The 25,971-nt window shown below is 43.2% G+C and carries 18 protein-coding genes; 17 read left to right on the forward strand and 1 reads right to left on the reverse strand.

Annotation, left to right across the window (positions count from 1 at the left end; all coding sequences use genetic code 11):
- Position 1: 1 nt before the first annotated feature.
- Positions 2-1,501 (reverse strand): S8 family peptidase, encoded by a 1,500-nt coding sequence (locus tag BMW86_RS25525; RefSeq protein ID WP_089785344.1) that lies wholly within the window; start codon positions 1,499-1,501, stop codon positions 2-4.
- Between the two features lie 153 nt (positions 1,502-1,654).
- Here BMW86_RS25525 and BMW86_RS25530 point away from each other — a divergent pair, with 153 nt between their 5' ends.
- From BMW86_RS25530 to BMW86_RS25610, 17 genes are all read left to right on the forward strand, one after another.
- On the forward strand, positions 1,655-2,857 hold the full coding sequence (locus tag BMW86_RS25530) for a GTP-binding protein (RefSeq protein ID WP_255373006.1): 1,203 nt from the start codon (positions 1,655-1,657) through the stop codon (positions 2,855-2,857).
- A gap of 92 nt (positions 2,858-2,949) precedes the next feature.
- Positions 2,950-3,561 carry an RNA polymerase sigma factor gene (locus tag BMW86_RS25535; protein WP_089785347.1) on the forward strand — a complete coding sequence of 204 codons (612 nt, stop codon included), beginning with the start codon at positions 2,950-2,952 and terminating at the stop codon, positions 3,559-3,561.
- 15 nt (positions 3,562-3,576) lie between these two features.
- Positions 3,577-4,515 carry a FecR family protein gene (locus BMW86_RS25540; RefSeq protein ID WP_089785349.1) on the forward strand — a complete coding sequence of 313 codons (939 nt, stop codon included), beginning with the start codon at positions 3,577-3,579 and terminating at the stop codon, positions 4,513-4,515.
- Positions 4,506-8,069, forward strand: coding sequence for a SusC/RagA family TonB-linked outer membrane protein (locus BMW86_RS25545; protein ID WP_089785351.1), 3,564 nt, complete (start codon positions 4,506-4,508; stop codon positions 8,067-8,069). The genes BMW86_RS25540 and BMW86_RS25545 overlap by 10 nt, the downstream gene beginning before the upstream one ends.
- Positions 8,070-8,091: 22 nt before the next feature.
- On the forward strand, positions 8,092-9,621 hold the full coding sequence (locus BMW86_RS25550) for a RagB/SusD family nutrient uptake outer membrane protein (protein WP_089785353.1): 1,530 nt from the start codon (positions 8,092-8,094) through the stop codon (positions 9,619-9,621).
- Positions 9,622-9,755: 134 nt separating this feature from the next.
- Entirely contained in the window at positions 9,756-10,358 is a 603-nt protein-coding gene (locus BMW86_RS25555; protein ID WP_089785355.1) for an LURP-one-related family protein, read from the forward strand.
- A gap of 436 nt (positions 10,359-10,794) precedes the next feature.
- The gene (locus tag BMW86_RS25560; protein WP_177189389.1) at positions 10,795-11,235 is read left to right on the forward strand and encodes a carbohydrate-binding protein; all 441 of its coding nucleotides are present in this window, start codon (positions 10,795-10,797) and stop codon (positions 11,233-11,235) included.
- A 44-nt stretch (positions 11,236-11,279) separates the two neighbouring features.
- Positions 11,280-11,765 carry a GNAT family N-acetyltransferase gene (locus BMW86_RS25565; RefSeq protein ID WP_089785359.1) on the forward strand — a complete coding sequence of 162 codons (486 nt, stop codon included), beginning with the start codon at positions 11,280-11,282 and terminating at the stop codon, positions 11,763-11,765.
- A 341-nt stretch (positions 11,766-12,106) separates the two neighbouring features.
- The gene (locus tag BMW86_RS25570) at positions 12,107-15,334 is read left to right on the forward strand and encodes a SusC/RagA family TonB-linked outer membrane protein (protein WP_089785361.1); all 3,228 of its coding nucleotides are present in this window, start codon (positions 12,107-12,109) and stop codon (positions 15,332-15,334) included.
- A gap of 11 nt (positions 15,335-15,345) precedes the next feature.
- A complete protein-coding gene (locus tag BMW86_RS25575) occupies positions 15,346-17,193 on the forward strand; it encodes a RagB/SusD family nutrient uptake outer membrane protein (protein ID WP_089785363.1) in 1,848 nt (615 codons plus the stop codon).
- 230 nt (positions 17,194-17,423) lie between these two features.
- Complete coding sequence (locus BMW86_RS25580) at positions 17,424-18,722, forward strand: PQQ-dependent sugar dehydrogenase (protein WP_177189390.1); 1,299 nt, start codon at positions 17,424-17,426, stop codon at positions 18,720-18,722.
- A gap of 1 nt (position 18,723) precedes the next feature.
- The gene (locus BMW86_RS25585; protein ID WP_089785367.1) at positions 18,724-19,146 is read left to right on the forward strand and encodes a c-type cytochrome; all 423 of its coding nucleotides are present in this window, start codon (positions 18,724-18,726) and stop codon (positions 19,144-19,146) included.
- A gap of 189 nt (positions 19,147-19,335) precedes the next feature.
- On the forward strand, positions 19,336-20,265 hold the full coding sequence (locus tag BMW86_RS25590) for a bifunctional helix-turn-helix transcriptional regulator/GNAT family N-acetyltransferase (protein WP_089785369.1): 930 nt from the start codon (positions 19,336-19,338) through the stop codon (positions 20,263-20,265).
- 379 nt (positions 20,266-20,644) lie between these two features.
- Positions 20,645-22,342: a thaumatin family protein gene (locus BMW86_RS25595; protein WP_089785371.1), complete on the forward strand. Its 1,698-nt coding sequence runs from the start codon at positions 20,645-20,647 to the stop codon at positions 22,340-22,342.
- Positions 22,343-22,501: 159 nt separating this feature from the next.
- Positions 22,502-23,614, forward strand: coding sequence for a CapA family protein (locus tag BMW86_RS25600; protein ID WP_143056692.1), 1,113 nt, complete (start codon positions 22,502-22,504; stop codon positions 23,612-23,614).
- A gap of 12 nt (positions 23,615-23,626) precedes the next feature.
- Positions 23,627-24,253, forward strand: a complete 627-nt coding sequence (locus tag BMW86_RS25605) for a C40 family peptidase (RefSeq protein WP_089785375.1) — start codon at positions 23,627-23,629, stop codon at positions 24,251-24,253.
- Between the two features lie 67 nt (positions 24,254-24,320).
- The gene (locus BMW86_RS25610) at positions 24,321-25,958 is read left to right on the forward strand and encodes an acyl-CoA carboxylase subunit beta (protein ID WP_089785377.1); all 1,638 of its coding nucleotides are present in this window, start codon (positions 24,321-24,323) and stop codon (positions 25,956-25,958) included.
- Positions 25,959-25,971: the final 13 nt, after the last annotated feature.

The following is a 25,971-nucleotide window of genomic DNA, read 5'->3' on the forward strand; positions in this document are numbered from 1 at the left end:
ATCAGCTACCTACCGCGGCATCCGCATTAATAACACCCCAGCCAAATTTACTGCTCCTGTTATAGGCGTTGCTGGAGCTGCGTACAAGTCTGGACATAATGCTATCCCTGGAATAAGCGGGATACTTACTCCATACCAGGGCTGCTATGGCAGAACAGCTGGCAGTGGCCACAGAGGACCCGCCTACTGTAGAAGGAATATCCCCGCTCATAGCTGTACTAAGCGGGCTACGCCCGGTACTCGTTTTCTCCATCACAATCACAAAATCTACTTTATCTCCTACATGACAATCCGCACACCGTTCCGTAAGATTATCTTTAATCCCCGTAATGGCTACCACCTGTGGTTGGTTAGCGGGGAAGATCACCCCTATAAAACTGGCAAAGAAGGGAGTGGAAGTACCGGCTGCACAGAACATCAGTTTCTGTTTGTTAAACGCATAATTCAGTGCGTCTTTTATCTGCCCTGAACTGAAGATAGTCCCCATGCTCATACTGATGATCTTCACTGCAGGGTCATCTGCGCCTAGTATATACGCATTGGTCACGCCGTTAATCGCCGCAGAGGACAGAATGACTACATTATCCGCTGCATGCACCGCCAGCAGGTTACTGTTATACGCAATCCCGATGGCGTTGCCATCAGTCCCGCGGGGAGCAGCAATCACTCCCGCCATGCTGGTACCATGTCCACAGGGATCGTTGACAGTACCGCCCGAGATGGTCACCTGCTTTTGGATGGTCCTGCCGGAAGAGTAGCCCTGGTTAAATGCCAGGCCCAGGTTCTCCTGTGTGTCGCTTATACCCGTATCAATGAGCATCACCTTTACATTCTGCCCGCTGCTTTTTGCCCAGGCTTCTGCGATATGATGATACCCGTAATTCCAGGATGCTTTAGCCCCCGGTAATAAAGTGGTGTAGTCAGCCCCTGCTACAAGGTCTGTTTTTGGCGTATTATAGCCGCATCCTGAGGCTAAAATGTCTGAAGAGGCCTGGACGTCAGAAACTGCCAGATCGTCCATATAAGCCCCGTAACCGATAGGTTCGGCATATCTTATCAAAGAAGATCCCCGTAAAGCCTTCAAAGTGGCAAAATGACTAATTTTTAAATTTATTACCGGTAAAACCCCTTCTTTAAAAACGATAGCTGCTGATCCTTCATTAGCCATCACCATTGCCAGTACTTTTGTACGGGCTTCCTGCCAGACAGCACTCTTCACATCTATCGTATGGATTTTAGCAGGAAGGTCCGCAAACCCTTCCGGCTGATAACCGATAGACAACACACTATCCGCCTGTATTAACGCACTCCATACCATTGTATCCCCGGCCATTTTCCAGTCGAAGTAATTATGCTGTACTAACTGCTCATGTACAAACTTATTGATATCAGCCTTGGGAATCTCCGAAGAAGGATCAGGGACGGAGATAACATAAGTAGAGGAAATTTTCCTGCAGGATAACAATAACAGACAGGCTACAACCAGTAAAGAGGTTTTCATAACGGGTGTTTTGAGGTGCCTATGGAAGTTAAAGAATACCACTAAACATTAAATAGCAGTTTAAATTTATTCAGTATTGCAACAAAGTTGCAATAATATACTACATTTGTTCCTCACAAATCCGGAAAAGGCCTGCTCCGCTAATCTTAACATATGATGCAAACTAATCGTTTACCAGTAACGGTATTGAGTGGATTCCTCGGTGCCGGTAAGACCACTTTGCTCAATCATGTCCTGCATAACAAAGAAGGCATGAAAGTGGCTGTCATTGTGAATGACATGAGTGAAGTGAACATCGATGCGCAACTCATCAAAAATGAAAACACGCTCAACAGAACAGAAGAACGCCTTGTAGAGATGAGCAATGGCTGCATCTGCTGCACCCTGCGTGAAGACCTGCTAATAGAAGTAGAGAAACTGGCCAAAGAAAAGAAGTTTGATTACCTGTTGATAGAAAGCTCCGGCATCAGCGAACCTTTACCAGTGGCACAGACTTTCACTTATCAGGATGAGGCCAATGGAACAGATCTGAGTAAACTTTCCCGACTGGATACACTTGTTACTGTAGTAGATGGCTTTAATTTCTTAAAAGATTACAGCAGTATTGAAACATTGCAGGACAGACAGGCGACTGATATGGAAGGTGATTACAGGACTATCGTCAACCTGCTCACAGACCAGATAGAATTTGCCAATGTTATCATCCTTAATAAAACCGATTTAATGAACCCAGAAGAAGTAGGCATACTAACGGCGGTGATAAAAAAACTAAACGCCAGCGCCAACATCGTAACATCTTCCTTCGGTAAAGTAGAACTTAAAAATATTCTCAACACCAATCTCTTTGATTTTGAAGAAACCAGTCAGAGTGCCGGATGGATAGAAGAACTCAACAAAACACATCACACACCCGAAACAGAAGAATATGGTATCAGCAGTTTTGTGTATCGCAGTCGCCGTCCTTTTCACCCGGAACGTTTCTGGAATTACCTCAATGATAACTGGCATTCCAATATCATCCGCAGCAAAGGACTGTTCTGGTTAGCTTCCCGTAAAGACGATGCCCTCAACTGGAGCCAGGCAGGTGGCAGCTTAAGAGCAGAACGCGCAGGTGTATGGTGGTGCAGCATGTCCTATAAAGAAAGGATCCGTTATGCTTCCTTCCTGGATAACAAAGAGGAAATTGAAGCAAAATGGGATAAACAATTTGGCGACAGACAAAATGAACTGGTCATCATAGGTAAAGGATTAAATAAAGAAAGTATTATAAGAGAACTGGATGACTGCCTCTGTGATGAAAATGAAATAGCTGCGATGGAAAGAGGAGATACTTTCTACGACGCATTTCCCTGCTGATAAAAATACGCTTAACGCAAACATAACACAACGCTAAATTTTGGCTGTATATTTTCGCACAGCAATACTATTCGCCAACTTTTTGTGTTATAATGAAGAATCTGAATGATGCAGAGCTATTATCGCTGGTAAAAAAGGACGATGAAAAGGCATTTGAGACTTTAGTGTACAGGTATAATATTACCCTGTATAAATTTATATACGCCCGTATCAGGGATGAACATGATACCAAAGACCTCCTCCAGGAGGTCTTTATCTCTTTCTGGAAGAACCGTCAGAATATTATAACTTCAGACCGTATCATTTCTTATTTAACCCGCGCGGCTTATTATGCGGTCATAGACTGGCAGATCCAGCATAAGAAGGTGCTGGCGCGTCAATCCATCTTACTCGAAAAAGACGAACCTGCTACCTTCCCAATAGAAAATCAGCTGATCTCATTGGAACTAAGAGAGAAAGTAGATACAGAAGTGGCAAAGATGAATGATACCATGCGTAAGGTATTTATATCCAGTCGCTGGGAAGCAAAATCCATTCGTGAAGTAGCCGAAGAACATGGCCTTTCAGAACAAACCGTAAAGAATTATATATCTCTTGCCCTTAAAAGAATACGTCTGCGCCTCAATACAGACAACTGGCTGCTTGTTTACATTTCGTTAACATTGTGTTCACAATTCCTTAATGGTACCACCTGCCTGTTTTAAAGACTTTACTGATGAATGCAGACATCATCAGACAAAGCTGCCATATTAGCGCTTTTAAAAAAGTATCGGTCCGGCCAATGCACGCCGGAAGAAATTGCACGCATACACGACTGGTTCTATTCTTTTGAAACAGAAGATGATCCGGAATTTACAGCCGCTGCCAATGAAGCAGCCGCCAATGTAATGGCTACCTTATTCCCCCGCAAGAGGATAAGATATATGCCTCTCCTGCGTGTTGCAGCCATCTTAGTAGTGATCATTACAGGATTACTGTTCTTTTTCAGACCACAGAAACCTGTGCCGGTAACATATGCACATATCGATGTAGATAAAGGGAAACGTAAGAAACTCACCCTGCCGGATGGTACCATCGTTACGCTCAACGCACTCTCTGAATTAGCTATCCCGTCCAACTTTGGAAAAACCAACAGGGAACTGTTCTTAAAAGGAGAGGGGATCTTTGATGTAAAGAGTGATGAAACAAAACCTTTTATCGTACACACCGGTGAACTAAAAACACTGGTACTGGGAACATCCTTTGATATCAAAGCCTATCCGGGCGATGAGGCTATACAGGTAGCTGTATTAACGGGTAAGGTACGCGTGGAAAAGGAACAGGAAGTAGTGGCTGCCGGCATAGAACACAACCAGGTACTTACCTATACCACAAAGGAACATCATATTAAAATAGCGAATGCCGCTGAAATAGCAGACTGGCAGGCTAATAACTACTATTTCGATCAGGCCACTATTCCCGAAATAGCAGACATACTGGAAAGACAATACAATATCAATATTAAATTAATAGGCAGCACCAAAAGAACCTGCCGTTACACATTGCAATTAAAGAATGAATCTATTGAACATGCAATGTCTTTACTCGCCCAGTTATCAGGTATCACATACCACATTAATAATCATGAAATTAAAATTAATACTGCAACATGCGAATAAAAAGTAAAGCGCTCACCTCTATATCACGGCAGTTGCGCCTGCTCCCCGTATTTTTCTTTTGTCATGCGATTTGTTTTGCCAACAGTATGAATGGTCAGAACATCATCATCAATGTAAAGGACACACGTATTAGTTTAGATGTTAAAAAATTACCGCTTAAAGAAGTATTTCTACTTATTGAACAAAAAACAGGCATTTCAATCGGTTATAATACAAGCGCTGTAAATGCCCGCCAACTGGTAAATTATAAAGCTGAAAAGGCTTCCCTGTCTGCGGTTCTTGAACAACTGCTGGAAGACTATGAAGGCTCTGTTAAGCAGGTAGATGATAAGCACATCTTCCTGAAGGTAGCTAAAAAGAAAGTAGCTGTTGTAACGACAGTTACTGCAGCTGTACCGGTAGTTGTAACAGGTGTTGTTACAGATGAAACGAATCAGCCGGTACCTGGTGTAAGTGTGTATGAAAAAGCAACCAAAAAGAACACTACTACTGATGGTTCAGGTAAATACACTATTGTTGTAAGTGCCGGCGATGTACTGGTGTTCACTTTTATTGGTTATGCCCCGCAGGAAGTTACTGTAACAGGAGAATCAACTATCAACATAAAACTGAAAGTACAGAACAGCCAGTTAAGAGAAGTAGTATCTATCGGTTATCAGTCTGTAAGAAAGAGTGATGTAACAGGTGCTATTTCCAGTGTAAAAGCAAGTGAATTGAACCTGTCTTCACCTACCGTAGGACAGGCACTCGTAGGTAAAGTAGCTGGTGTGGTAGTGGCTCAGGTGAGTGGGGCTCCTTATGCCAGTACCAGGATTCGTGTACGTGGTACAGGATCTATAAACGCTTCCTCTAATCCGTTATATGTAGTAGATGGTTATCCTATGGATAACAGTGATATTTACATTAACCCGGAAGATATCGAATCAATAGATATCCTGAAAGATGCTGCTTCTGCTGCTATTTATGGTTCCAGAGCTTCCGGTGGTGTAGTACTGATTACTACTAAACGCGGTAAAAATAATACCAAAGGTAAGTTTGAATATAGTCTTCAGACAGGGATCAACCAGTTAGCGAAGAAAGTGAAATTGCTGAATGCAGATCAGTTCTCCCAGTTAATGGTAGATGCCCGTAACAATACTTACCACGACTTTGTCGTGAATGCCAACAATCCTAACCTTCCCTGGAATGATAATATGTACTCTGATGATAACGCTACCCGTGTGAAAAACGTAGGTAACGCCAACGCAGTACAGGTAGATCCGGATTTTTATGATTTCGCATCTCAGAAAATCATCCATTCTAAATATAATACAGACTGGCAGGACGAATTATACAGAAATGCGGTATTCGCAAGGCATAATCTGTCGTTCTCCGGTGGTAAAGATGATGTACGTTATTATATCAGCGGTGGTTACCAGAACCAGGATGGTATTATACAGAACACAGGTGTAAAGAAAATAAACCTGCGTGCAAACATCGATGGGAAAGTAAACGAAAAGCTGAAAGTAGGAATGAACATTTCTTACACCAATAATCAGAACAGGGAAACAGAAGAAGGCCGTTGGGACCACAATCCTATCATGGCAGCCTTACTGATGTTACCATCGTTCCGTGCATATGATGAGAAAGGTAATATTGCTAAGAATGAAGTAGCCAAATACTCAGCCACGTATGGTTTTAACAGTTTTGAAAACCCACTGGCGCTGGCTAAGGAAATTAATATTACCAGGAATGGCAATAGAGGTACTTATAATGCCTATGCTGTTTATCAGATTCTGCCGGCATTATCTTTCAAAGCCAACCTGGGTATCTCCAACTATTCTGAGAAGTATAACTATTACTATCCTACCAGTCTGAGTGCTGGTGTAAGTGCACCTTATTCAGTAGATGCTAAGAATGCTGCCAATGCAAAAGCAAAGAATACTGTTTACCTGGATAAACTGGGAGAATATACCCTTAACTACAACAAGCAGTTTAATAAACATAAAATAGATGTACTGGCTGGTTATACTGCCCAGAAAACAACCAATGAAATCGTAGGTGTAAAAGCCACCGGATTTGATAATGACCGTATTCAGGATATCAGTGGAAAAGGTGCGGATGCTGCTTTCTTTAGTTTAACAGATGCAGTAAGAACTACTACCACTTTAATATCTTATCTGGCACGTGTGAATTATGCTTATGACAGCAGATATTTCCTGACAGGCTCTTTCCGTACAGATGGTTCTTCCCGTTTTGGTCCTAAGAATAAATGGGGTACTTTCCCTTCCGTTGCCGCAGGATGGAATATCTCTAACGAGTCTTTCTACCATGATTGGCTGGGTCAGCATTCTACCCTTAAATTACGTGCAAGCTGGGGCTTAAGCGGTAATAACAATATCGGTGATTACAATGCCTTACAGGTAATGGCTACAGGAACTTCTGCTGTTGTATTCGGTAATAACGTATACAACACTGCCTATGCAGGTGATATCAAGGATGAGAAACTGGGATGGGAATCTACCTCTCAGTATAATACCGGCCTGGATATCGGATTATTCAATGGCCGTGTAACAGTGATCGCTAACTATTACCTGAGTTATTCTTACAACCTGTTATTTAATCAGCCTATTTCTGCTATCTCAGGATCTAACTCCATGCTGACTAACCTGCGTAATTCAAAAATACGTAACAGGGGTATAGATGTACAGATTGATACAAGGGTGATCGATCATAAAGATTTCCACCTTAACTTCTCCGGTAACATTTCTGTAAACAGAAATAAAGTACTGAATATGGGTGGTGCAAGTACTATTTACACTGCCGGTGCAGAACGTTCTTACAAAACACACGTTACACAGGAAGGACAACCAGTGGGTATGTTCTACGGCTTTAAAGTACTGGGTATAGCTACCGCGGATAATTATAATAAAGTTGCTCCGTCGGCCTCTTCATCCAACCCAATGCATCCAGGTGATCTTTATTTCTACGATAAAACAGGAGAAGGGATAGTAAACGATGCGGATAAAGACATCATAGGTAATCCTTACCCTAAATTCACTTACGGTTTTAACCTGTCTGCTACTTATAAAGAGTTTTATTTCAGTTCTTCCTTTAATGGTTCTTATGGCAACCAGGTACTGGATGGACAGGATTACTACTTATACAATATGGAAGGTTCCGGTAACCAGTATGCGGATGTTGCACAACATTTCCGTTCTGTGTCAGAACCTGGTAACGGAAGAGTGTACCGCCCTTCAAGAGCTGGTACTCAAAGTAACAGCACCCGTTTATCTACCTTCTACTTACAGGATGCTTCTTTCTTCAGATGTACAAATGCTACGCTGGGATATAACTTCAAATTCCGCTTCCTGCAGGATAAACTGGGTATCAGCAAAGCTACTTTGTTTGCCAGTGTAGATAATGCCTTTACTATTACAAAATATAAAGGGTATAATCCTGAAGTTGATTACAACGTAAACAGTACTACCAATTCAAATTTAGCTCCGGGTGTAGACTACGGTATGTATCCATTGGTACGTGCTTATAACGTAGGTGCTAAAATTGCTTTTTAATTCATTCTAATAAGTATCAGAAATGAAAAATAAATTATTCATAATATCGATGTTTGCTGCTGCGGTGGTATTCTCTTCCTGTAACAAGGACCTGCTGGATCAGACAAACCCCAACTCAGCTACCATACATGATTATTATCAGTCAGAGTCGGATGTATTACTGGCTGTAAACGGAGTATATCAGTCATTAAGAAGTGGTAACTGTATCGGTGAAAACAGCGGTTTATTTACAGAAGACCGTGCAGGCAATACCGGTGGTATTGACGTACAATCCAATTCAGGAGAACCTTTTCAGTTTGGTGATTTTTCTATCCTGCCAAGCAATTCTTACCTGAAATCACACTGGACTGCATTATACCAGTCTGTTACCCGTGCAAATGTTGTACTGTCAAATATAGACAATGTGACTTTTGCTAATGCGGATACAAAAGCCGGTTACATTGCTGAAGCAAAGTTCCTCCGTGCCCTGATGTATTTTCATCTGGTACGTAAATGGGGTGATGTTCCTTTGGTGACAAAACAATTAACTTCTACAGAAGTGCCTCTTTATACTTTCCGTGCAAAAGATACAGCCGTGTATGCACAAATCGTGGCAGACCTGAAAGATGTACTGGCTAGTCCTTTACCTAACTTTCAAACAGGCGCTAACCTGGGCCGTGTATCTAAAGCTGCTGCAAATGCGCTGCTCGGACAGGTATACCTGACGAGGGCTGTTACCATCAGCAGCGCTAATAAGAATGAGGACCTGGCGAATGCAAAGACTTATCTGGATGCCTGCTATAACATGCGTTCGTTCAATGCACTCACAGATATTCCTTATGCGGATGTTTTTGACGTATCGAAAAAAACAAACAATCCGGAAGCCATCTTCTCACTGGTATACAAACAGGGAGATATCAACAATTCCTCTTCCATTGCCGCTAACAATCAGGCAGCAGGAGAAACGATCAACTCTCTGAAGGTGATGACAGGTCTTGGTGGAAGTGTAAGACATGATCTGGTAAATGAATACGAAACATCAGATATCCGTAAAGCATTTTCTATTAAGTATGCCAATGCTACTAACGTAAAAGACTGGTTCATTACCAAATACCGTGATACAACTGCTGCTGCAAGTAAATTAGGTTATGGTGGTAATGATTGTCCTGTTATCCGTTATGCAGATGTAATCCTGATGCTGGCAGAAGTAAATATGTACCTGGGTGATAACGCAACCGCTATCAGCTACCTGGATATGGTGCGTGTAAGAGCAGGTTTACCTACCTACGCTGTATCTGTCACAGATGCTGATTACATTGCAAAATACCCTACTCTTAAATTAGCTATCCTGCACGAAAGAAGAGTAGAACTGGCTTTTGAACAGAAATACTGGTTCGATGTGATCAGATTTTTTACAACAGATGAACTGGTCGCTTATTATCATGCAAAAAATCAGCTGGACTTCGGTACTCCTAAGCTGACTAACTTTAATAAGAAAGACCGTTACTTCCCGATTCCTTTAGATGAATATAAACTGGACCCTGTTAAGATGTACCAGAACCAGGGTTATTAATAAAGCATAAATTCTTTTATAACGCCGTAAGTATGATATGCTTACGGCGTTTTTTATGCCCGGATATATAATATGTGAATTTTATATATCTTTGCCCCCATTCTATTCTGTAACCAACTTTATTAAACCATTATATGGGACAAACGAACTTACCTGAATTCTTTAAATGCGATGATTATTTTATCGATGAAAAAGTAGGACTCCTCAAATTTTCAAATGCTTACAAAGTGTATGGCGAACAGGGACAACAAATTGGTAATATCCAGCAGATTGTTCCGGTATGGCATAAAATCCTGCGCCTGTTCATTAGTAAAGCATTATTTCCTTTTGCACTGGATATTAAAGACATGAACGACGTTGTTATAGCAAGTATTCGTCGTGGCTGGACTTTCTGGTTCTCTAAAATCGACATCCTGGATGCTAATGGTGAAAAGATCGGCGGTATCAATCAGAAGTTTAAACTGATGAAACCTTTGTTCCACATTACTAACCAGTATGGAGAAACGATCGCGCAGATTAAAGGCGACTGGAAAGCCTGGAACTTCAGCATTGTAGATTCCAATGAAAAGCCATTAGGCGCCATCACTAAAAAATGGGCGGGTATCCTGAAGGAAGCGTTTACGACTGCCGACAAATACCGCGTAACCATTGAAAAAGATTGCCCGGAAGATGTAAACAAAATAGCCATCGTAGCCGGCGCTATTACCATTGATATGGTACTGAAAGAATCAAAATAAGACTAAAAATAGATAAAAGGCTGACCTGTAGATATTTATATCAACAGATCAGCCTTTTTCAATTTAAACCAATTTACTATCATTCCGGAGATACAACAGTAAACATTATTAGCTACAAACAGGGCGTTTAACCCCCTGTTTATAACCCCTCAAAATGCCCCCTTACTCACACTTCACATATTAAATTTTCTTCCCAACACAATAAAAGGCAGGATTTTGCGTAAGTGTTTCCGTAGGTTACTTAATATTTACCTTTACCTGCTTTGCGTTTTAACAGCCTGGTAATCATTCTATAGTTATTATTGTAAAATTTAATATAATTTTGCGTAATTTTCGTCTTAAATAGTAATTTAGACACTGGTTAAGCTTCCTTTAAAAGACGCCAAGACCTACTGTATTCAATATGAGGCCGATCCTATGTCTTTTTTTAATTATTGTGCAGTTAATTGCGAGAGGGCAGACTGCTGTGCCTCCACCGGCCATTTCACCACCAGCCAGCTCTCAGCCAGCCGCTCCGCCAGCGGATAGTATGAAAGCGAAAAAAGGGAACTTTGAAACCGAATTTAAAATGAAATCCGGTAGTTTTCTCGGCTTTGGACAGGTGAACCTGGGTATGGGAGAGGTAGGATTTAAAGTCGTTGTTTTTTGTGAAAGTAAACAGAGAAGCACCAGGCTGGAATTCCGTATTAACCGCCCCAGAGGTAAAAAGAGCAGGAAAATCGGTACCCTGAAGATCCCCTTTACAGGAGATACCACATATGCCCTGAAATTTGTAGGTAACCCAAAGTATTCCAACGGAGTACACGATGTCTATCTCGTGGCTAAAGGCGGCAGTCCCTTTAGTATTACCGCCATCTCCTTTGAACAGAAATACTGACGACTTTTACTATCTTCACTACTGAATCAAATTAACCACCGGAAATGTCATCTATTACTATCAGTCTGATTCAACCAGATGATAATCAAACTATAGCATACATAGTAAGGAGTGTATTAACCGATTTTGGTCTGAACAGACCAGGTACTGCATTTGCCGATACCGCTTTAGATCATTTATCAGAAATATACAATGTTCCGCGTTCTGTTTACTACGTAGCCCGGGTAGATGGTGAAATTGCCGGAGGAGCCGGTATTTACCCACTGGAAGGTGGGCCTGCACATATCTGCGAGCTGCAGAAAATGTACCTGCTGCCTGCATTCAGAGGTAAAGGAATTGCCCGTACAATCATTGAGAATTGCCTGGATTTCGCCCGTAAAGAAAATTATACCCATTGTTACCTGGAAACGATGCCTGAATTAGTACAGGCCGTTAAATTGTATGAGTATTTTGGTTTTTATCACCTGGATGGGCCTCTCGGCAATACAGGACATTTTACCTGTATTAACTGGATGTTAAAAGAATTATAAATCTTTAATAATTTTTTCTATTTTAGGTGTGTGGTTGACACCACAAGAATTTATCAACCGTTATGAAAGTCAGTTCGTATTGATTCAAAGAATTCTGTAGCGCATTACCTTGTCACATAATAATTACAGCCATATGCTTAGAAAACCCATGCTGTATTGTTAACTATTGACCCATTGCCTCCTATTCTTTAACTATTAAACCACGTTATGATGATTATCCGAAACAAAAGTGTGTAAACTATAGGGATGTTGTTGCATTCCTAATAGATCCAAAATCTATCATGCCGGTAACCAGCTGTTACTGCAGGCATGTCATTTCCTAAAACTGTCAAATTTAACGTATGAAAAATTCAGACCTGTTGAAGGCCCGGCATTCCCATGCCTGGCAGTCAATACCACTGTGCATGAAACTAATTCTACTCTTCTTTGTATGTTGTTTACCTACCGCTCTCTTTGCCCAGGATATTACCTTAAAGGGTAAAGTACTGGATAAGAACAATGAACCTGTTATCGGTGCTACAGTTAAAATAGTAGGTACTCCACGTGGTACCACTACTACTCCCGATGGTTCTTTTACATTAAGCGTACCTGCTACGGCACAGCTAACGGTAAGCGCTATAGGTTTTTTACCGCAAACAATTCCCGTAAAAGGGAATGGGCCGATGAATATTGCACTGGAAGCGGATACTAAAGGCCTTAGCGAAGTGGTGGTAGTAGGTTACGGTGCACAAAAACGCGAAGCCGTTGCAGGTGCCATTGCTACTGTAAAAGGAGCAGACCTCATCAAATCTCCTGCTACTAATTTATCCAACTCTATTGCCGGCCGTATGCCCGGTGTTACTGCTATGCAAAACAGCGGTGAACCTGGTAATGATGGCTCTTCCCTGCGTATCCGTGGTTCCAATACACTTGGTAACAATGATCCCCTTGTTGTTATTGATGGTGTTGCTGCACGTACCGGTGGCCTTGAAAGACTTAATCCTCTGGACATTGAAAGCATCTCTGTACTGAAAGATGCATCTGCTGCTATCTACGGTGCAAGGGCTGCGAACGGGGTTATTCTGGTTACTACCAAACGTGGTAAAAGTGGCAAACCTCAGCTCACTTATTCCTTTAACCAGGGATGGTCTCAGCCCACACATATCCCTGATATGGCGGATGCTTCACAATATGCACAACTGCGTGATGAACTGAGTCTCTATCGTGATGTGCCTGCCAATGAATGGGATGCTGCCTGGAAAGTATACAAACAGAATGGTACCTATACATCTCCTGTTACCAACAAACAATGGGATGTGGCTTTTGGAGAATCAGAAATAGAGAAATATAAAGCAAATAATGATCCCTGGCTGCACCCTAATACCGACTGGTACAAGGCTACTTTCAAAGACTGGTCACCACAATCCAATCATAACTTACAGATTTCCGGTGGTACTGATGCAATGAAATACCTGGCATCTTTCGGTTATCAGTCGCAGGACGCTTACTACAAAAAATCAGCTACCGGTTATGATCAGTACAGTTTACGTGTGAACCTGGACAGCAGGGTAAACAAATACGTGAATGTAAGTGTAGACATCCTGGGCCGCCAGGAATACCGTCATTATCCTACCCGTAGCGCCAGTGATATCTTCCGTATGCTGATGCGTGGCAAACCTACTGAACCTGCCTACTGGCCCAATGGTTTGGCTGGTCCGGATATAGAATACGGTAATAATCCTGTGGTCATCACAACTGACCAGACCGGGTATGATCGCGATAAACGCTACTATGTACAAACCAATGCCCGTTTAGACGTCACCGTTCCCTGGGTAGATGGTTTAAAACTGAGTGGTAACGTGGCTTTCGATAAATACCTCAAACGCACCAAGAAATGGATGACACCCTGGTACCTGTATACCTGGGATAAAAAAACATATGAAGCAGATGGTACCACGCCTTTACTTGTAAAAGGTAAACGTGGTACAGACCAGGCTACACTGGCTCAGGGCGATGAAGACCAGAGTAATATGCTGTTACGCGGATTACTTACTTACGATCATACTTTCGATAAAAAACACACTATCAACCTGGTATTCGGGATAGAACGGGAAACGGTAAATTCTGATAATTTTAATGCTTCCCGTAAGTATTTCACCTCCTCACTGATAGACCAGATGTTTGCCGGTGGTGATCTTGAAAAAGATAATGGCGGTACTGCCTGGGACCGCGCCCGTTTAAATTATTTCGGACGTGCGGCTTATAACTACAAAGAAAAATACCTGGCAGAATTTGTATGGCGTTATGATGGGTCTTACATGTTCCCTGCTTCTTCCCGTTTCGGCTTTTTCCCCGGTATAATGGCCGGATGGCGTATCTCTGAAGAGAACTTCTGGAAGAACAATATCCACGTAGTAAACTACCTGAAACTCCGTGCTTCCTGGGGTAAACTGGGGAATGATCAGATCTATTATGATGATAATGGAGATGGTACGCTCACTTTACAGGAATACCAGTATTATTCCACCTATGGTTTTGGTAGTTATGTTTTTGGAAATAACGTAGTGAAATCATTATACGAAGCCCGTATCCCCAATCCTTATATTACCTGGGAAGTAGCGAATAATTATAACGTTGGGTTGGATGGGTCATTGCTCAATGGTAAACTCTACTTTGAGCTGGATGCATTCATCAATAAACGTACAGGCATCCTGGTGAGAAGGAACGCTTCTATTCCTCAGTATAGTGGTATGACACTACCTGCTGAAAATATCGGTAAGGTGGATAATAAAGGATGGGAATTCCGTATAGGTTATACTGATAAGATCGGCGCTGATTTCCGCTATGATGTAAGTGTGAACGGCGGTTATTCAAAAAACAAGATCATCTTCTGGGATGAAACACCCGGTGCACCTGCCTGGCAACGTTCTACCGGTCAGCCAATGAACACTGCATTGTACTATGAATATGATGGTGTATTCAGAGATTTTGATGCCATCAACAAAAATACAATCGATTACAGTGCATTGACCAACAACCTGCGCCCTGGTGATATGAAGTACAGAGATGTTAACGGGGATGGTAAGATCAATGGAGATGATAAGGTACGTAACGCCAAAAGCACACAACCTAAGTTTACCGGTGGTCTGAATATCAATCTGGGTTACCGCAACTTCGACTTCTCTGTTCTTATGCAGGGAGCCGCTGGCGGTGCTTTACCGATTAATACAGAATCCGGTGAGATCGGCAACTTCACAAAAGACTACTACGATCATCGCTGGAGCCCGGATAACCCAAGCAGTGTAGACCCTCGTGTAAACGACCGTAATGATACTTACTGGTCTACCGGCAACACTTACTGGTTACGCAGCACCAACTACCTGCGTCTGAAGAATCTGGAAATAGGGTATGGACTGGGAGATTTATTTAAGAAAAAAGTGGGGATCAGCAGTTTTAGAGTATATGCCAACTGTCTGAACCTGTTCACGATTGATAACCTGAAAATCCTCGATCCGGAATCTATCAATGGTAACGGTCAGTACTATCCGCAATCAAGGGTCATCAATGCAGGCTTTACATTAACTTTTTAAGTAAGCAAGGTATGAAACAGCTAATCAAAAAAATATACATTGGTCTTACCTGCGCATCACTGCTTACAGCAGGTGCCTGTAAAACTGATTTCCTGAATACAAAGCCATTGGGCGAAGCTACTACAGATGATGTATGGAGTGATCCCGCATTAACAGAAGCATTCGTGAATGAAATATACAATGGCCTCAGCAGTGGTGGTTTCCTGGAAACCATGTTAGCCTCTGCCACAGACGAAACCATGTTCACCCACAACTACGGCCTCAAAAACATGGTAGAAGGTACCATCAGCCCAACTGACGCCGAATATGTTACCAACAGGGGAACATTCCAGTGGGGCGAAATGTACAAGCGTATCCGTGCCTGTAATGTATTCTTTGCCAACGTGAATAAAGTACCGTTTGATAAAGCCATGGTAGGAAGCAGGTTAAGGGGAGAGGTATACTTTCTGCGTGCCTTTTACTATCACCAACTGTTACGCGCATACGGTGGCATACCATTGATTGATTCTATATACACACTGGATAACAACGATTATTCAAAAGCCCGCAATACCTTTGCAGAATGTGTGGACCACATCACGAAGGACTGTGATTCTGCTGCGCGTTATCTGCATGGCACAGAAGGCGTGTCTGTAAAAGGTCGCGCTAATGAAGGCGGTGCACTGGCATTAAAATCACGTATCCTGTTATATGCGGCCAGCGACCTGCACGATCTTCCCACTGCCAAAGCAAAATCTACCATTATAGCAGCGGCAGCAACACCGGAAGTATTGGGTTACCCCAGTGGCGACCGTACGGCACGCTGGCAGAAAGCAAAAGATGCAGCAAAGGCGGTGATAGATCTTGGTGTTTACTCCCTGGCATTTCCAAACCCTGCCAGTGCTACTGAGGCCAGCGCTAATTACCAGGCGATGTTCCTGAAAGATAACAGTGAAAGCATTTTCTCCCGTTATTTTGTGAATGCCAAATCCGAAGCCGGTGGACAGATTGGCTTGTACAATGGCTTAAACGGTTATCATAACTGGTCCGGTAATACACCTACGCAGTTGCTGGTAGACGATTACGAGATGAGTGATGGTACAGCTTTCGACTGGAACAAGACCGGGCAAAAAGCGAATCCATATATCAACCGCGACCCGCGTTTTTATGCTACCATTCTTTATGATGGGGCCAACTGGCGCCAGCGTCCTTCAGATGTAACGGCCAAAGACCCGGCTAATCAGGTGCAGGCAGGCTCTTATGAAGTGTGGGATGCGGATAACCAGAAGGTGGTTCCTAATCCCGGACTGGATACCCGTCAGGGTCCTGTGGAGGACTGGAACGGTAGTTTCACCGGTTACTATATCAAGAAATTCATTGATCCTGCGGTGGACGCACAGTATTTCCGCCAGGAGGTACCTTACCCGTTCTTCCGCTATACGGAAGTGATCCTGAATTATACAGAAGCCTGTATAGAATTGGGTCAGGAAGATGAAGCCCGTACCAACCTGAATGTTATCCGTACCCGTGCCGGTATGCCGGCTGTTACGGCTTCAGGCGCAGCGTTGAAAGCAGCATATCAGCACGAGCGTGAAATTGAGATGGTATTTGAAGAGCAGCGTTTCTTCGATGTACGCCGCTGGATGATAGCCCCAGCTACTGTAGGCCGTTCTCTGAAGGGCATTAATGTGACCGGCAAGCTGAAAGCAGGCAGCAAGGTAACTTTATACAAGTATGATCCTACTAGTTATGACTATACCTACACACCTGTAACACTGGTAAATGAAAACCGGTTATGGCTGGACAAGATGTATTTTATGCCTATACAAAGGGATGAAATGAACCGTAACAGCAAACTGGTACAGAACCCCGGGTTCTGATATCTGGAGAAAAACCGAATGAAGAGATGGCTTGCTATGGCAGGTCATCTCTTTTTCGTGTCTTAAATGCCAGCAGCAGCCTATGTTTTACTCCTGTTTTAACCGTACTAAACTGATCCTCTCCACTCATCAAATAAATAGTAAGCCGACTTGTTTTAAGCCCCTGGTATTTCGTAATTTGGCTTTGGCTTTAATCACAATCTTTATTAATAACCATGTTTATGTACAAAATGAGCAAGATGCTTATGCTGGCTGTTATTGCAACTGCCAGTATTTCAACTTCCTATGCATACACCGGCGGACCAGGCAAACCCGGCACAACTGAAACTCCCGTTAAAACGGATGCAGATAACGCCGGATTGAAACTGCCCACTGGTTTTGGCGCTTTAAGGGCTATTGAGGGTCTCGGACACACCCGTCACATTGCGGTTACTTCTTCCGGGGAAATCTATGTAAAGCTGGACAGGGTCAAAGATGGCAAAGGCATTCTCTTCTTACAGGATACCAACGGTGATGGTAAAATCGACAAACAAACCGGCTTTGGTAATTACGGAGGTACAGGCATTGTTATAAAAGACGGCTACCTGTACGCTTCTTCCAATACGGAAGTATTCCGTTATAAACTGGATGCCAAACAGCATGTGATCAACATGGAGACTCCGGAGAAGATCATCACCGGTTTAATCGACCGTCATCAGCATGAATCCAAATCACTGGCACTGGATAACAACGGTAACATTTATGTGAACATAGGTGCTTACTCCAACTCCTGCCAGGAGAAAGACAGAAGCAAAGGTTCAATGGGGATGAAACCATGTCCGGTGCTGGACTCTGCGGGAGGTATCTGGCAGTTTAAAGCGGATAAGGCAAATCAGACCTATGGCGATGGCGTTCATTATGCCAGCGGTTTACGTAATGTAGTAGGCCTGGATTGGAACCAGCAGCAAAACCAGCTGTTTGTAATGCAGCATGGCCGTGATCAGCTCCATGATCTGTTCCCGGACCTGTACACTGAAAAACAATCTGCTGATTTACCGGCAGAATGTATGTATGCCGTAAAGAAAGGATCTGACTGTGGATGGCCTTATATCTACTATGATCCTGAACAACATAAGAAAATGCTGGCTCCTGAATATGGTGGAGATGGTATCAAAACAGCTGGTGAAGGTGCAGAAGATCCTGTAGTTGCTTTTCCGGCTCATATGGCGCCTAACGGCTTATTATTCTATACAGGTACCCAGTTCCCTGAAAAGTACCGTAATGGGGCTTTTATTGCCTTCCACGGCTCATGGAACCGTACTCCTGAAGACCAGGCAGGTTACTTTGTAGTATTTGTGCCTTTTAAAGATGGTAAGCCTTCCGGTAAATGGGAAGTGTTTGCAGACGGTTTTGCAGGACCGGCCCCGGTTAAATCTCCGGGTCAGGCATTGCACCGCCCATGTGGACTGGCACAGGGCCCTGATGGCTCTCTCTATGTATCTGATGATGTAAAAGGAACAATCTACAGGGTTGTTTATAAGGCTAAGTAAGATGAAGAAAATTTTAATGGCAGGTTTGATGGTAGTCATGGCCATGTCTGCCGAGGCACAGGTAAAGAAACAGGCACCTGCGGGTACAACAGCTTCAATTGCAAGAGGAAAAGTCCTTTATAAGAATATCTGCGCTACCTGCCACCAGGCAGATGCCACAGGTGTTCCCAGGATGAATCCTCCGCTGATTAAAACGAAGTATGTACTGGGTGATAAGACAAAGCTTATTAAGGTATTATTGCTTGGGCTGAATGAGGATGTGGAGATAGAAGGGGAGTATTACTCCAATCCTATGCCTTCACAGGCAACTTTGAAGGATGAGGAAATAGCGGACGTACTTACATTCGTCCGCAATAGCTTCGGTAACAAGGCTCCCGCTATTACCACCGCACAGGTAAAAGCTGTCAGAGCAACTATCAAATAATAATATTTATAAACGGGTCATAGGGCCGCAGGCCCTATAAAACCCTCATAAAAAAATACCCCACACCGAAAGTGTGGGGTATTTTTTTTACCCCCTTCCTACCAATCTCCCCAAACTTTTATTTGATTCAATCAAATACATAGTTGCTTTTATCAAATGTATTTCTAAAATTTGTTGAAAATTAGGGACATGTCAGTGAATCTTGAAGTTGTGCAGGAGGTTAGTGATTTTAATGGGTACTATACAGGGCTGGTTGAGTTGTTAAACCGCCATATATCAGAAAGCAGCATCTCTTTATCCGCGTTACGTGTATTGGTAAAAGTAAGACAGGAAGAAGAAATCACCGCTGGTAAGCTGGTGGAAACACTGGGAATAGATGGAGGATACCTCAGTCGGATGTTAAAAACATTCGAAGGTAACCATCTTGTGTCTAAGCGAAAATCTACCGCGGATGGCCGTACCTGGTTCCTGCAGCTCACCGCAAAAGGGAAAAAGCTCCTGGAAAGCCTGGAAGAGCAATCTAACACGCAAATAAAGGAATTGCTTACCCCTTTGGCAGATGATCAGCAGAAAGGGCTGGCAGCGGCCATGAAAACGATCCGTCATATCCTGTCGGAAGAAAGTCCGCTTAGCAGCAACGATATCACATTCCGCCGGCAGTTATTGCCAGGGGATGCCGGTTATCTCATTTACCTGCACGGTTCCCTCTATGCAAAAGAGGCAGGTTTTAACCTGGCTTTCGAAACCAGTGTGTGCAAAGCCTTCTACGAATTTCTGGAAACCTACAACGCCGCTAAAGATCAGGTATTCCTGGCATTACATGGAACACAGATCATCGGCTCTATTGTGGTATCTGCCTTTTCCAGGTATGTAGTACAGATCAGATGGTACCTGGTACATCCAGATTTCCGTCAGATGGGCTTAGGTAAAAAGCTACTGAATGAGGCATTAGACTTCTGCCGTGAAAAAGGATTCCAGAAAGTATACCTGCTGACGACTAATAAACAGGAAGTCGCTACTAACCTGTTCAAAAAAACCGGTTTCCGTAAAACCGGAGAGAAACAATTAGGCATGTACGGACAACAATTATCCGAAGAACGGTACGATATGGACCTCTGATTGATAGTGACTCAGTGATTACATAATCTTCGCGCCAGATGTTGTTGATCAATAAATACACCTTATCTGACGTGAATATCAGGTGAAGTTAAATTGAAAAATAAATGCTGAACCCATATTCCAAAGCTAAATCAGAGAACTAAACAGTCAGATACAGTGTATTTATGATCAACAACATCTGCAAATCTATGCTGTGATAACATTCCTCTGATTTTCCTATTAATTAGTATATTTGACCAGCTTGCGAAGTTCACGGCAAGCCTGGTACGTTATTGTCCATAATAGCATATGTGCAACTGTAACCCACGATTTATAAATCTCAAAATAACCGGGATTCCTCTACCGGTCATATTTTTTTTCTTAATTAAAAACCCTCTCTATGAAAACTCTCAAAATGACCATCATAGCTATTGCTATGCTCTCAACTCTCTTTGCCCATGCCCAGCGTACAGTTACTTTAATTAATCAGTCGGACCAGGTCATCTGGGTAGGCTTGCAAGGCAAACTGCAGACATCTCCCGGTGTATGGGTACCTGTAAACCCGGAAAACGGCGGGTTCAGACTGGAGGTAGGCGCCAGTAAAACCATCAGCAGCTTCCCGCTAGGCTGGGAAGGCCGTTTCTGGGGCCGTACAGGCTGTAACTTCGATGCCAACGGCAATGGCACCTGCGAAACCGGTAGCTGCGGAAACGGGCTTTATTGCAACGGATTAACCGGTACTCCATCCACGCTGGCGGAGATCAAATTCAACGGCTACCTGAACCAGGATTTTTATGATATCAGCCTGGTAGATGGTTTCAACCTGCCCATGCAGATCCTCCCTGTTCCCGGAACATTTACACCTACTGTTCCCAGTACAAAGTACACGGATAAACCGGCAGGCTGCCCCATAGACCTCAATCTGGGTTGCCCTACAGAATTACAGACCGTGAATTCATCCGGAAAGGTAGTCGGCTGTCTCAGCGCCTGCTCCAAATTCCATTCGGATATCTACTGCTGTACCAATGCCTACAACGATCCTGTCATCTGTAAACCGACTTCCTACTCGCAGTTCTTCAAAGCCGCCTGCCCGGATGCCTACAGTTATGCATACGATGACCAGGCCAGTACATTTGTTTGCACAGGCGCCCAATACCAGGTAATTTTTGGGGGTAACAGCAGTGCAGTAGCCACATTCTACAAAGATTGTAACTATGCAGGTACTGCCGTTGGCCTGGCACCGGGAACGTATACACTCGCACAGCTACAGGCAAAAGGAATTCTGAATAATGATATCTCTTCATTAAGGGTACAAAGCGGCTATACTGTAACGCTATACGCAGATGATAACTTCTCAGGAGCCACTGTCATTAAAACAGCAGATGATGGCTGTCTGGTGGATGATAGTTTTAATGATCTCACCACTTCTCTGAAAATTATCAAAACAACTACCGGAAGCAGTACTTTCATCCAGGCAGAAAACTACAGCTCCATGGCTGGCATTATTACGGAGACCACCACAGATACTGATGGAGGTCAGAATGTAGGCGCTATTGATACCGGCGACTGGCTTGCCTATAACAATATTAACTTTCCCACTACAGGTACTTACAAAGTAGAATACCGTGTAGCCAGTTTAAGCGGTGGTGGCAGGTTATCTATGGATTTAAATGCAGGAAGCATTATACTCGGTTATCTGGATATACCATCTACCGGCAGCTGGCAGAACTGGACAACCATCTCGCACAATGTTACCGTTAACGCTGGTACGTACAACGTAGGCATTTACGCACAGGCAGGAGGATGGAATATCAACTGGTTCCGCATTACAAAAACAGATGGTGCAAGAATAGCGAATACAGAAAAAACACCGGAGAAATTATCGTTATATCCTAATCCTGTACGTGATCAGTTAACATTAAAAGCACCCTTCGATCTCGACAATATAAAAGTTCAAATCACAAATGCAAATGGAATCATAGTTATCAACAAAAAAGTTATTAACAATACAATAAACGTATCCAATTTACCTGCGGGCATTTACTGGCTCACAATCGTAAAAGATGGAAAAAAGCATACGATCTCATTTGTGAAATGACTACAAAGTGACTACAAGAAAAAATAGTCTGTAGTAATAAATGTCTCATAATCAGTAACAACTAAAAAGCGGTCAGGATAGCCTCTACCTGACCGCTATCTCATCTCCCTGAATTCAGCTATTTTTGCGATATTATATTAAATCAGCATAAGACCCCCCGTGCAAAAAGCAACTTTAGGAAAAAATAAAATTCAGATTTTCTTTTTCAACGTAATGGGATTAGCAGTCATTTCTCCCATATTTTTAGGTAGAGTTGAAATAAAAGAAAAATTACCTGTAAGAAAGGAAATAACTCAGGCTGCTCATGAGCCTGAAACCGATACGATCAGCATCTCCATAGTAGGAGATTTAATGGTTGGATCAAGTTATCCATCAACTTATTTTTTACCAAGAGATACCGAAGGAAATATTCTGCAGGCGGCAATGACACTATTGCAATCTACAGATCTTCGTATAGGCAACCTGGAAAGTGCAGTGTCCGACAATGCTCCCTTATACAAGCAGTGTGGGGGTAATCAGTGTTTCGCTTTCCGTACCCCGCTGAAATATGCCCAATTTTATAAAGAAGCCGGCTTCGATTACCTGAACATCTCCAATAATCACTCTTTTGATTTTGGAATGAAAGGAGTTGAGCACACGCTGGATTTCCTGGAAAAGAATAATATCCGTACCAGTGGTGTACCACAACATCCTGTAGATACACTCACCGTCCGCAATACCAAATTTGGCTTTGCCTCTTTTGCTCCGCATAATAATTGTCTTGATTTGAATGATGATTCTCTGGTAAAGGCTACCATTGCAGGACTGCGTCCGCTGTGTGATGTATTGGTTGTCTTTTTTCATGGGGGAGGAGAAGGCGCTTCTAAAAAACATACGCCAAAGGGCAGAGAGATTTTCTTCGGACAGGATCGTGGTGATGTAAGGCATTTTTCTCACATGTGTGTAGACGCCGGAGCCGATCTCGTAATAGGCTCAGGTCCCCATGTAGTAAGGGGAATGGAGTTATATAAGGAGAAATTAATCGCTTATAGTTTAGGTAATTTTGCAACTTATCATCAATTCAATTTAAAATATCCCAATAATATTGCACCTTTGTTGCAAGTAAAAATCACGAACAAAGGAATTTTGGCAGAAAATAAAGTGTTCTCTTTTTTACAGGAAGGAGAGGGAGTTCCTCAGATAGATAGTACAATGGGGGCTTTCAGGTTGATTCGGACATTATCGGAACAGGATTTTGGATTTAAAGAGGTGGGCGCCGGGACTTTGTGGTAAAAATGTGCTCGAATGAAGAAATTAGTAATTTTTATATCTTTCCTTACGCTTTCAACTGCTCAGGCGAAAGAGAAAAAAAAGAATAAGGAGAAAACAAGACACCATATCTCTATCTTCCACAAGAAGAAAAAGAAGGTAGTATCCTTGCCAGCCGCATACTTAGCACCTGATGTAGACACGATCTCTATCAGTGCCAGCGATAGTAACAATATTAATCATATGCTCTCAGTCCTGGAATCTGAGTTGGGCAAACCCTATAGAAGAGGGGCTATTGGTCCTGACAGGTTCGATTGCAGTGGCCTGATTAAATACGGATTCTCACATATAGGATGGATTTTACCCCGCAGGGCTACCGATATCGGGCAGTTGGGACAAACTATTACTACAGCATCCTGTTCTCCCGGAGACCTGCTCTTTTTCTCCGGTCGCAGACGTTCAAAGAAAAAAATAAGTCATGTTGGCTGTGTCTACAAAGTAGAAGACGGTAAAATATTCATGATCCATTCCAGCGATCAGGGCGTGAATATCACTGATATCACCAACAGCCGGTATTACCAGGAAAGGCTGATTTATGCCAAACGTTTATTCGAGGCAGATAGCACTTCTGCCACTATTCCCGCGGAGTTACCCTGCAATTAAATCCATAATTGTGTGTTTTTCCTTATTTTGAGTGCTGATCCCACGGGTCCGAACCAAAAACAATCATATGGATACACAGCAACTGGACATGAACAGGAATGAAGATGCCATGCGCAGGGCACTCAGCACCCTTAAACAACGTTTCGCCGTTATTGAACAGGGCGGAGGCAAAAAGAACCTCGAAAAAGTAAGATTAAAAGGAAAATTAACCCCACGTGAACGTATTGCTTATCTGCTGGATAAAAACACTGATTTTACAGAAATAGGCTCCTTTGCTGCATATGATATGTATGCAGAACATGGTGGTTGCCCCGCGGCAGGTACTGTAGGTGGTATTGGTTATGTAAGCGGCCGTCAGTGTATGATCGTGGCCAACGACATGACTGTCAAAGCCGGGGCCTGGTTCCCGCTCACCGGTAAAAAGAACCTTCGTCTGCAGGAAATAGCGATGGAGAACCGTCTGCCTGTTATCTACCTTGTAGACAGCGCCGGTGTATATCTGCCTATGCAGGATGAGATTTTCCCTGATAAAGAACACTTCGGCCGGATCTTCCGCAACAATGCCCGCATGAGCGCTATGGGAATTACCCAGATAGCCGCTGTTATGGGCAGCTGTGTGGCCGGTGGTGCCTATCTGCCTATTATGAGTGATGAAGTACTGATGGTGGAAGGGAACGGCTCTATATTCCTTGCGGGGCCCTACCTGGTGAAAGCCGCTATAGGGGAAACCGTAGATGCCGAAACGTTAGGAGGAGCAGTTACCCATACAGAGATTTCCGGTATCGCAGATTATAAATTCAAAACAGACGAAGAATGTCTGGACCATATCAAAAAGATCATTGGTAAACTCGGGCATCCAACGGATGCAGGATTTGATCGTATTGCATCAGCACCGCCTGAAAAAGATCCTACAGAGATTTACAGCATCATTCCGGAAGACAGTACCCGTCCTTATGATATGCTGGACGTGATAGGCCGTATTGTAGACCGCTCTGAATTTGATCAGTATAAAGAAGATTACGGTAAAAGTATTCTCTGTGGATATGCCCGCATTGATGGCTGGGCAGTGGGAATTGTAGCTAACCAGCGCAAGATTGTGAAGAGTAAGAAAGGAGAGATGCAGATGGGAGGTGTCATTTATAACGACAGTGCGGATAAAGCGGCCCGTTTTATCATGAACTGCAACCAGAAGAAGATCCCGCTGGTATTCTTACAGGACGTAACAGGGTTTATGGTGGGTAGTCGCAGTGAGCATGCCGGTATTATCAAGGATGGCGCTAAACTGGTGAATGCAGTGGCTAATTCTGTAGTACCTAAGTTTACGGTGATAGTAGGTAACTCTTATGGCGCAGGCAACTATGCGATGTGTGGCAAGGCATATGATCCCCGTTTCATCTATGCATGGCCTAATGCAAAGATAGCGGTAATGGGAGGGGAGCAGGCTGCCAAAACACTGTTACAGATTCAGGTAGCTTCCTTAAAAGCAAAGGGTGAGCTGATCACACCGGAAGAAGAAAATCGTTTGTTAACGGATATTATGGCGCGTTATAATACACAGACTACTCCATACTATGCAGCAGCGCGTTTATGGGTGGATGAGATCATAGACCCTGCGGATACACGTAAAATATTATCCGCCAGTATTACGGCTGCTAATCAGGCGCCGGTAGAAGCTGGTTTTAATTTGGGTGTTTTTCAGGTGTAGATATTATCTTTGC

The sequence above is a fragment of the Chitinophaga sp. YR573 genome (assembly GCF_900110995.1).
In the GTDB taxonomy this organism is placed as follows: domain Bacteria; phylum Bacteroidota; class Bacteroidia; order Chitinophagales; family Chitinophagaceae; genus Chitinophaga.

What these genes read in the sequence shown, in the direction of transcription:
- BMW86_RS25525 (WP_089785344.1), bottom strand. Translation starts at nt 1,501, where the DNA reads ATGAAAACCTCTTTACTGGTTGTAGCCTGTCTGTTATTGTTATCCTGC.
- BMW86_RS25530 (WP_255373006.1), top strand. Translation starts at nt 1,655, where the DNA reads ATGATGCAAACTAATCGTTTACCAGTAACGGTATTGAGTGGATTCCTC.
- BMW86_RS25535 (WP_089785347.1), top strand. Translation starts at nt 2,950, where the DNA reads ATGAAGAATCTGAATGATGCAGAGCTATTATCGCTGGTAAAAAAGGAC.
- BMW86_RS25540 (WP_089785349.1), top strand. Translation starts at nt 3,577, where the DNA reads ATGCAGACATCATCAGACAAAGCTGCCATATTAGCGCTTTTAAAAAAG.
- BMW86_RS25545 (WP_089785351.1), top strand. Translation starts at nt 4,506, where the DNA reads ATGCGAATAAAAAGTAAAGCGCTCACCTCTATATCACGGCAGTTGCGC.
- BMW86_RS25550 (WP_089785353.1), top strand. Translation starts at nt 8,092, where the DNA reads ATGAAAAATAAATTATTCATAATATCGATGTTTGCTGCTGCGGTGGTA.
- BMW86_RS25555 (WP_089785355.1), top strand. Translation starts at nt 9,756, where the DNA reads ATGGGACAAACGAACTTACCTGAATTCTTTAAATGCGATGATTATTTT.
- BMW86_RS25565 (WP_089785359.1), top strand. Translation starts at nt 11,280, where the DNA reads ATGTCATCTATTACTATCAGTCTGATTCAACCAGATGATAATCAAACT.
- BMW86_RS25570 (WP_089785361.1), top strand. Translation starts at nt 12,107, where the DNA reads ATGAAAAATTCAGACCTGTTGAAGGCCCGGCATTCCCATGCCTGGCAG.
- BMW86_RS25575 (WP_089785363.1), top strand. Translation starts at nt 15,346, where the DNA reads ATGAAACAGCTAATCAAAAAAATATACATTGGTCTTACCTGCGCATCA.
- BMW86_RS25580 (WP_177189390.1), top strand. Translation starts at nt 17,424, where the DNA reads ATGAGCAAGATGCTTATGCTGGCTGTTATTGCAACTGCCAGTATTTCA.
- BMW86_RS25585 (WP_089785367.1), top strand. Translation starts at nt 18,724, where the DNA reads ATGAAGAAAATTTTAATGGCAGGTTTGATGGTAGTCATGGCCATGTCT.
- BMW86_RS25590 (WP_089785369.1), top strand. Translation starts at nt 19,336, where the DNA reads ATGTCAGTGAATCTTGAAGTTGTGCAGGAGGTTAGTGATTTTAATGGG.
- BMW86_RS25595 (WP_089785371.1), top strand. Translation starts at nt 20,645, where the DNA reads ATGAAAACTCTCAAAATGACCATCATAGCTATTGCTATGCTCTCAACT.
- BMW86_RS25605 (WP_089785375.1), top strand. Translation starts at nt 23,627, where the DNA reads ATGAAGAAATTAGTAATTTTTATATCTTTCCTTACGCTTTCAACTGCT.
- BMW86_RS25610 (WP_089785377.1), top strand. Translation starts at nt 24,321, where the DNA reads ATGGATACACAGCAACTGGACATGAACAGGAATGAAGATGCCATGCGC.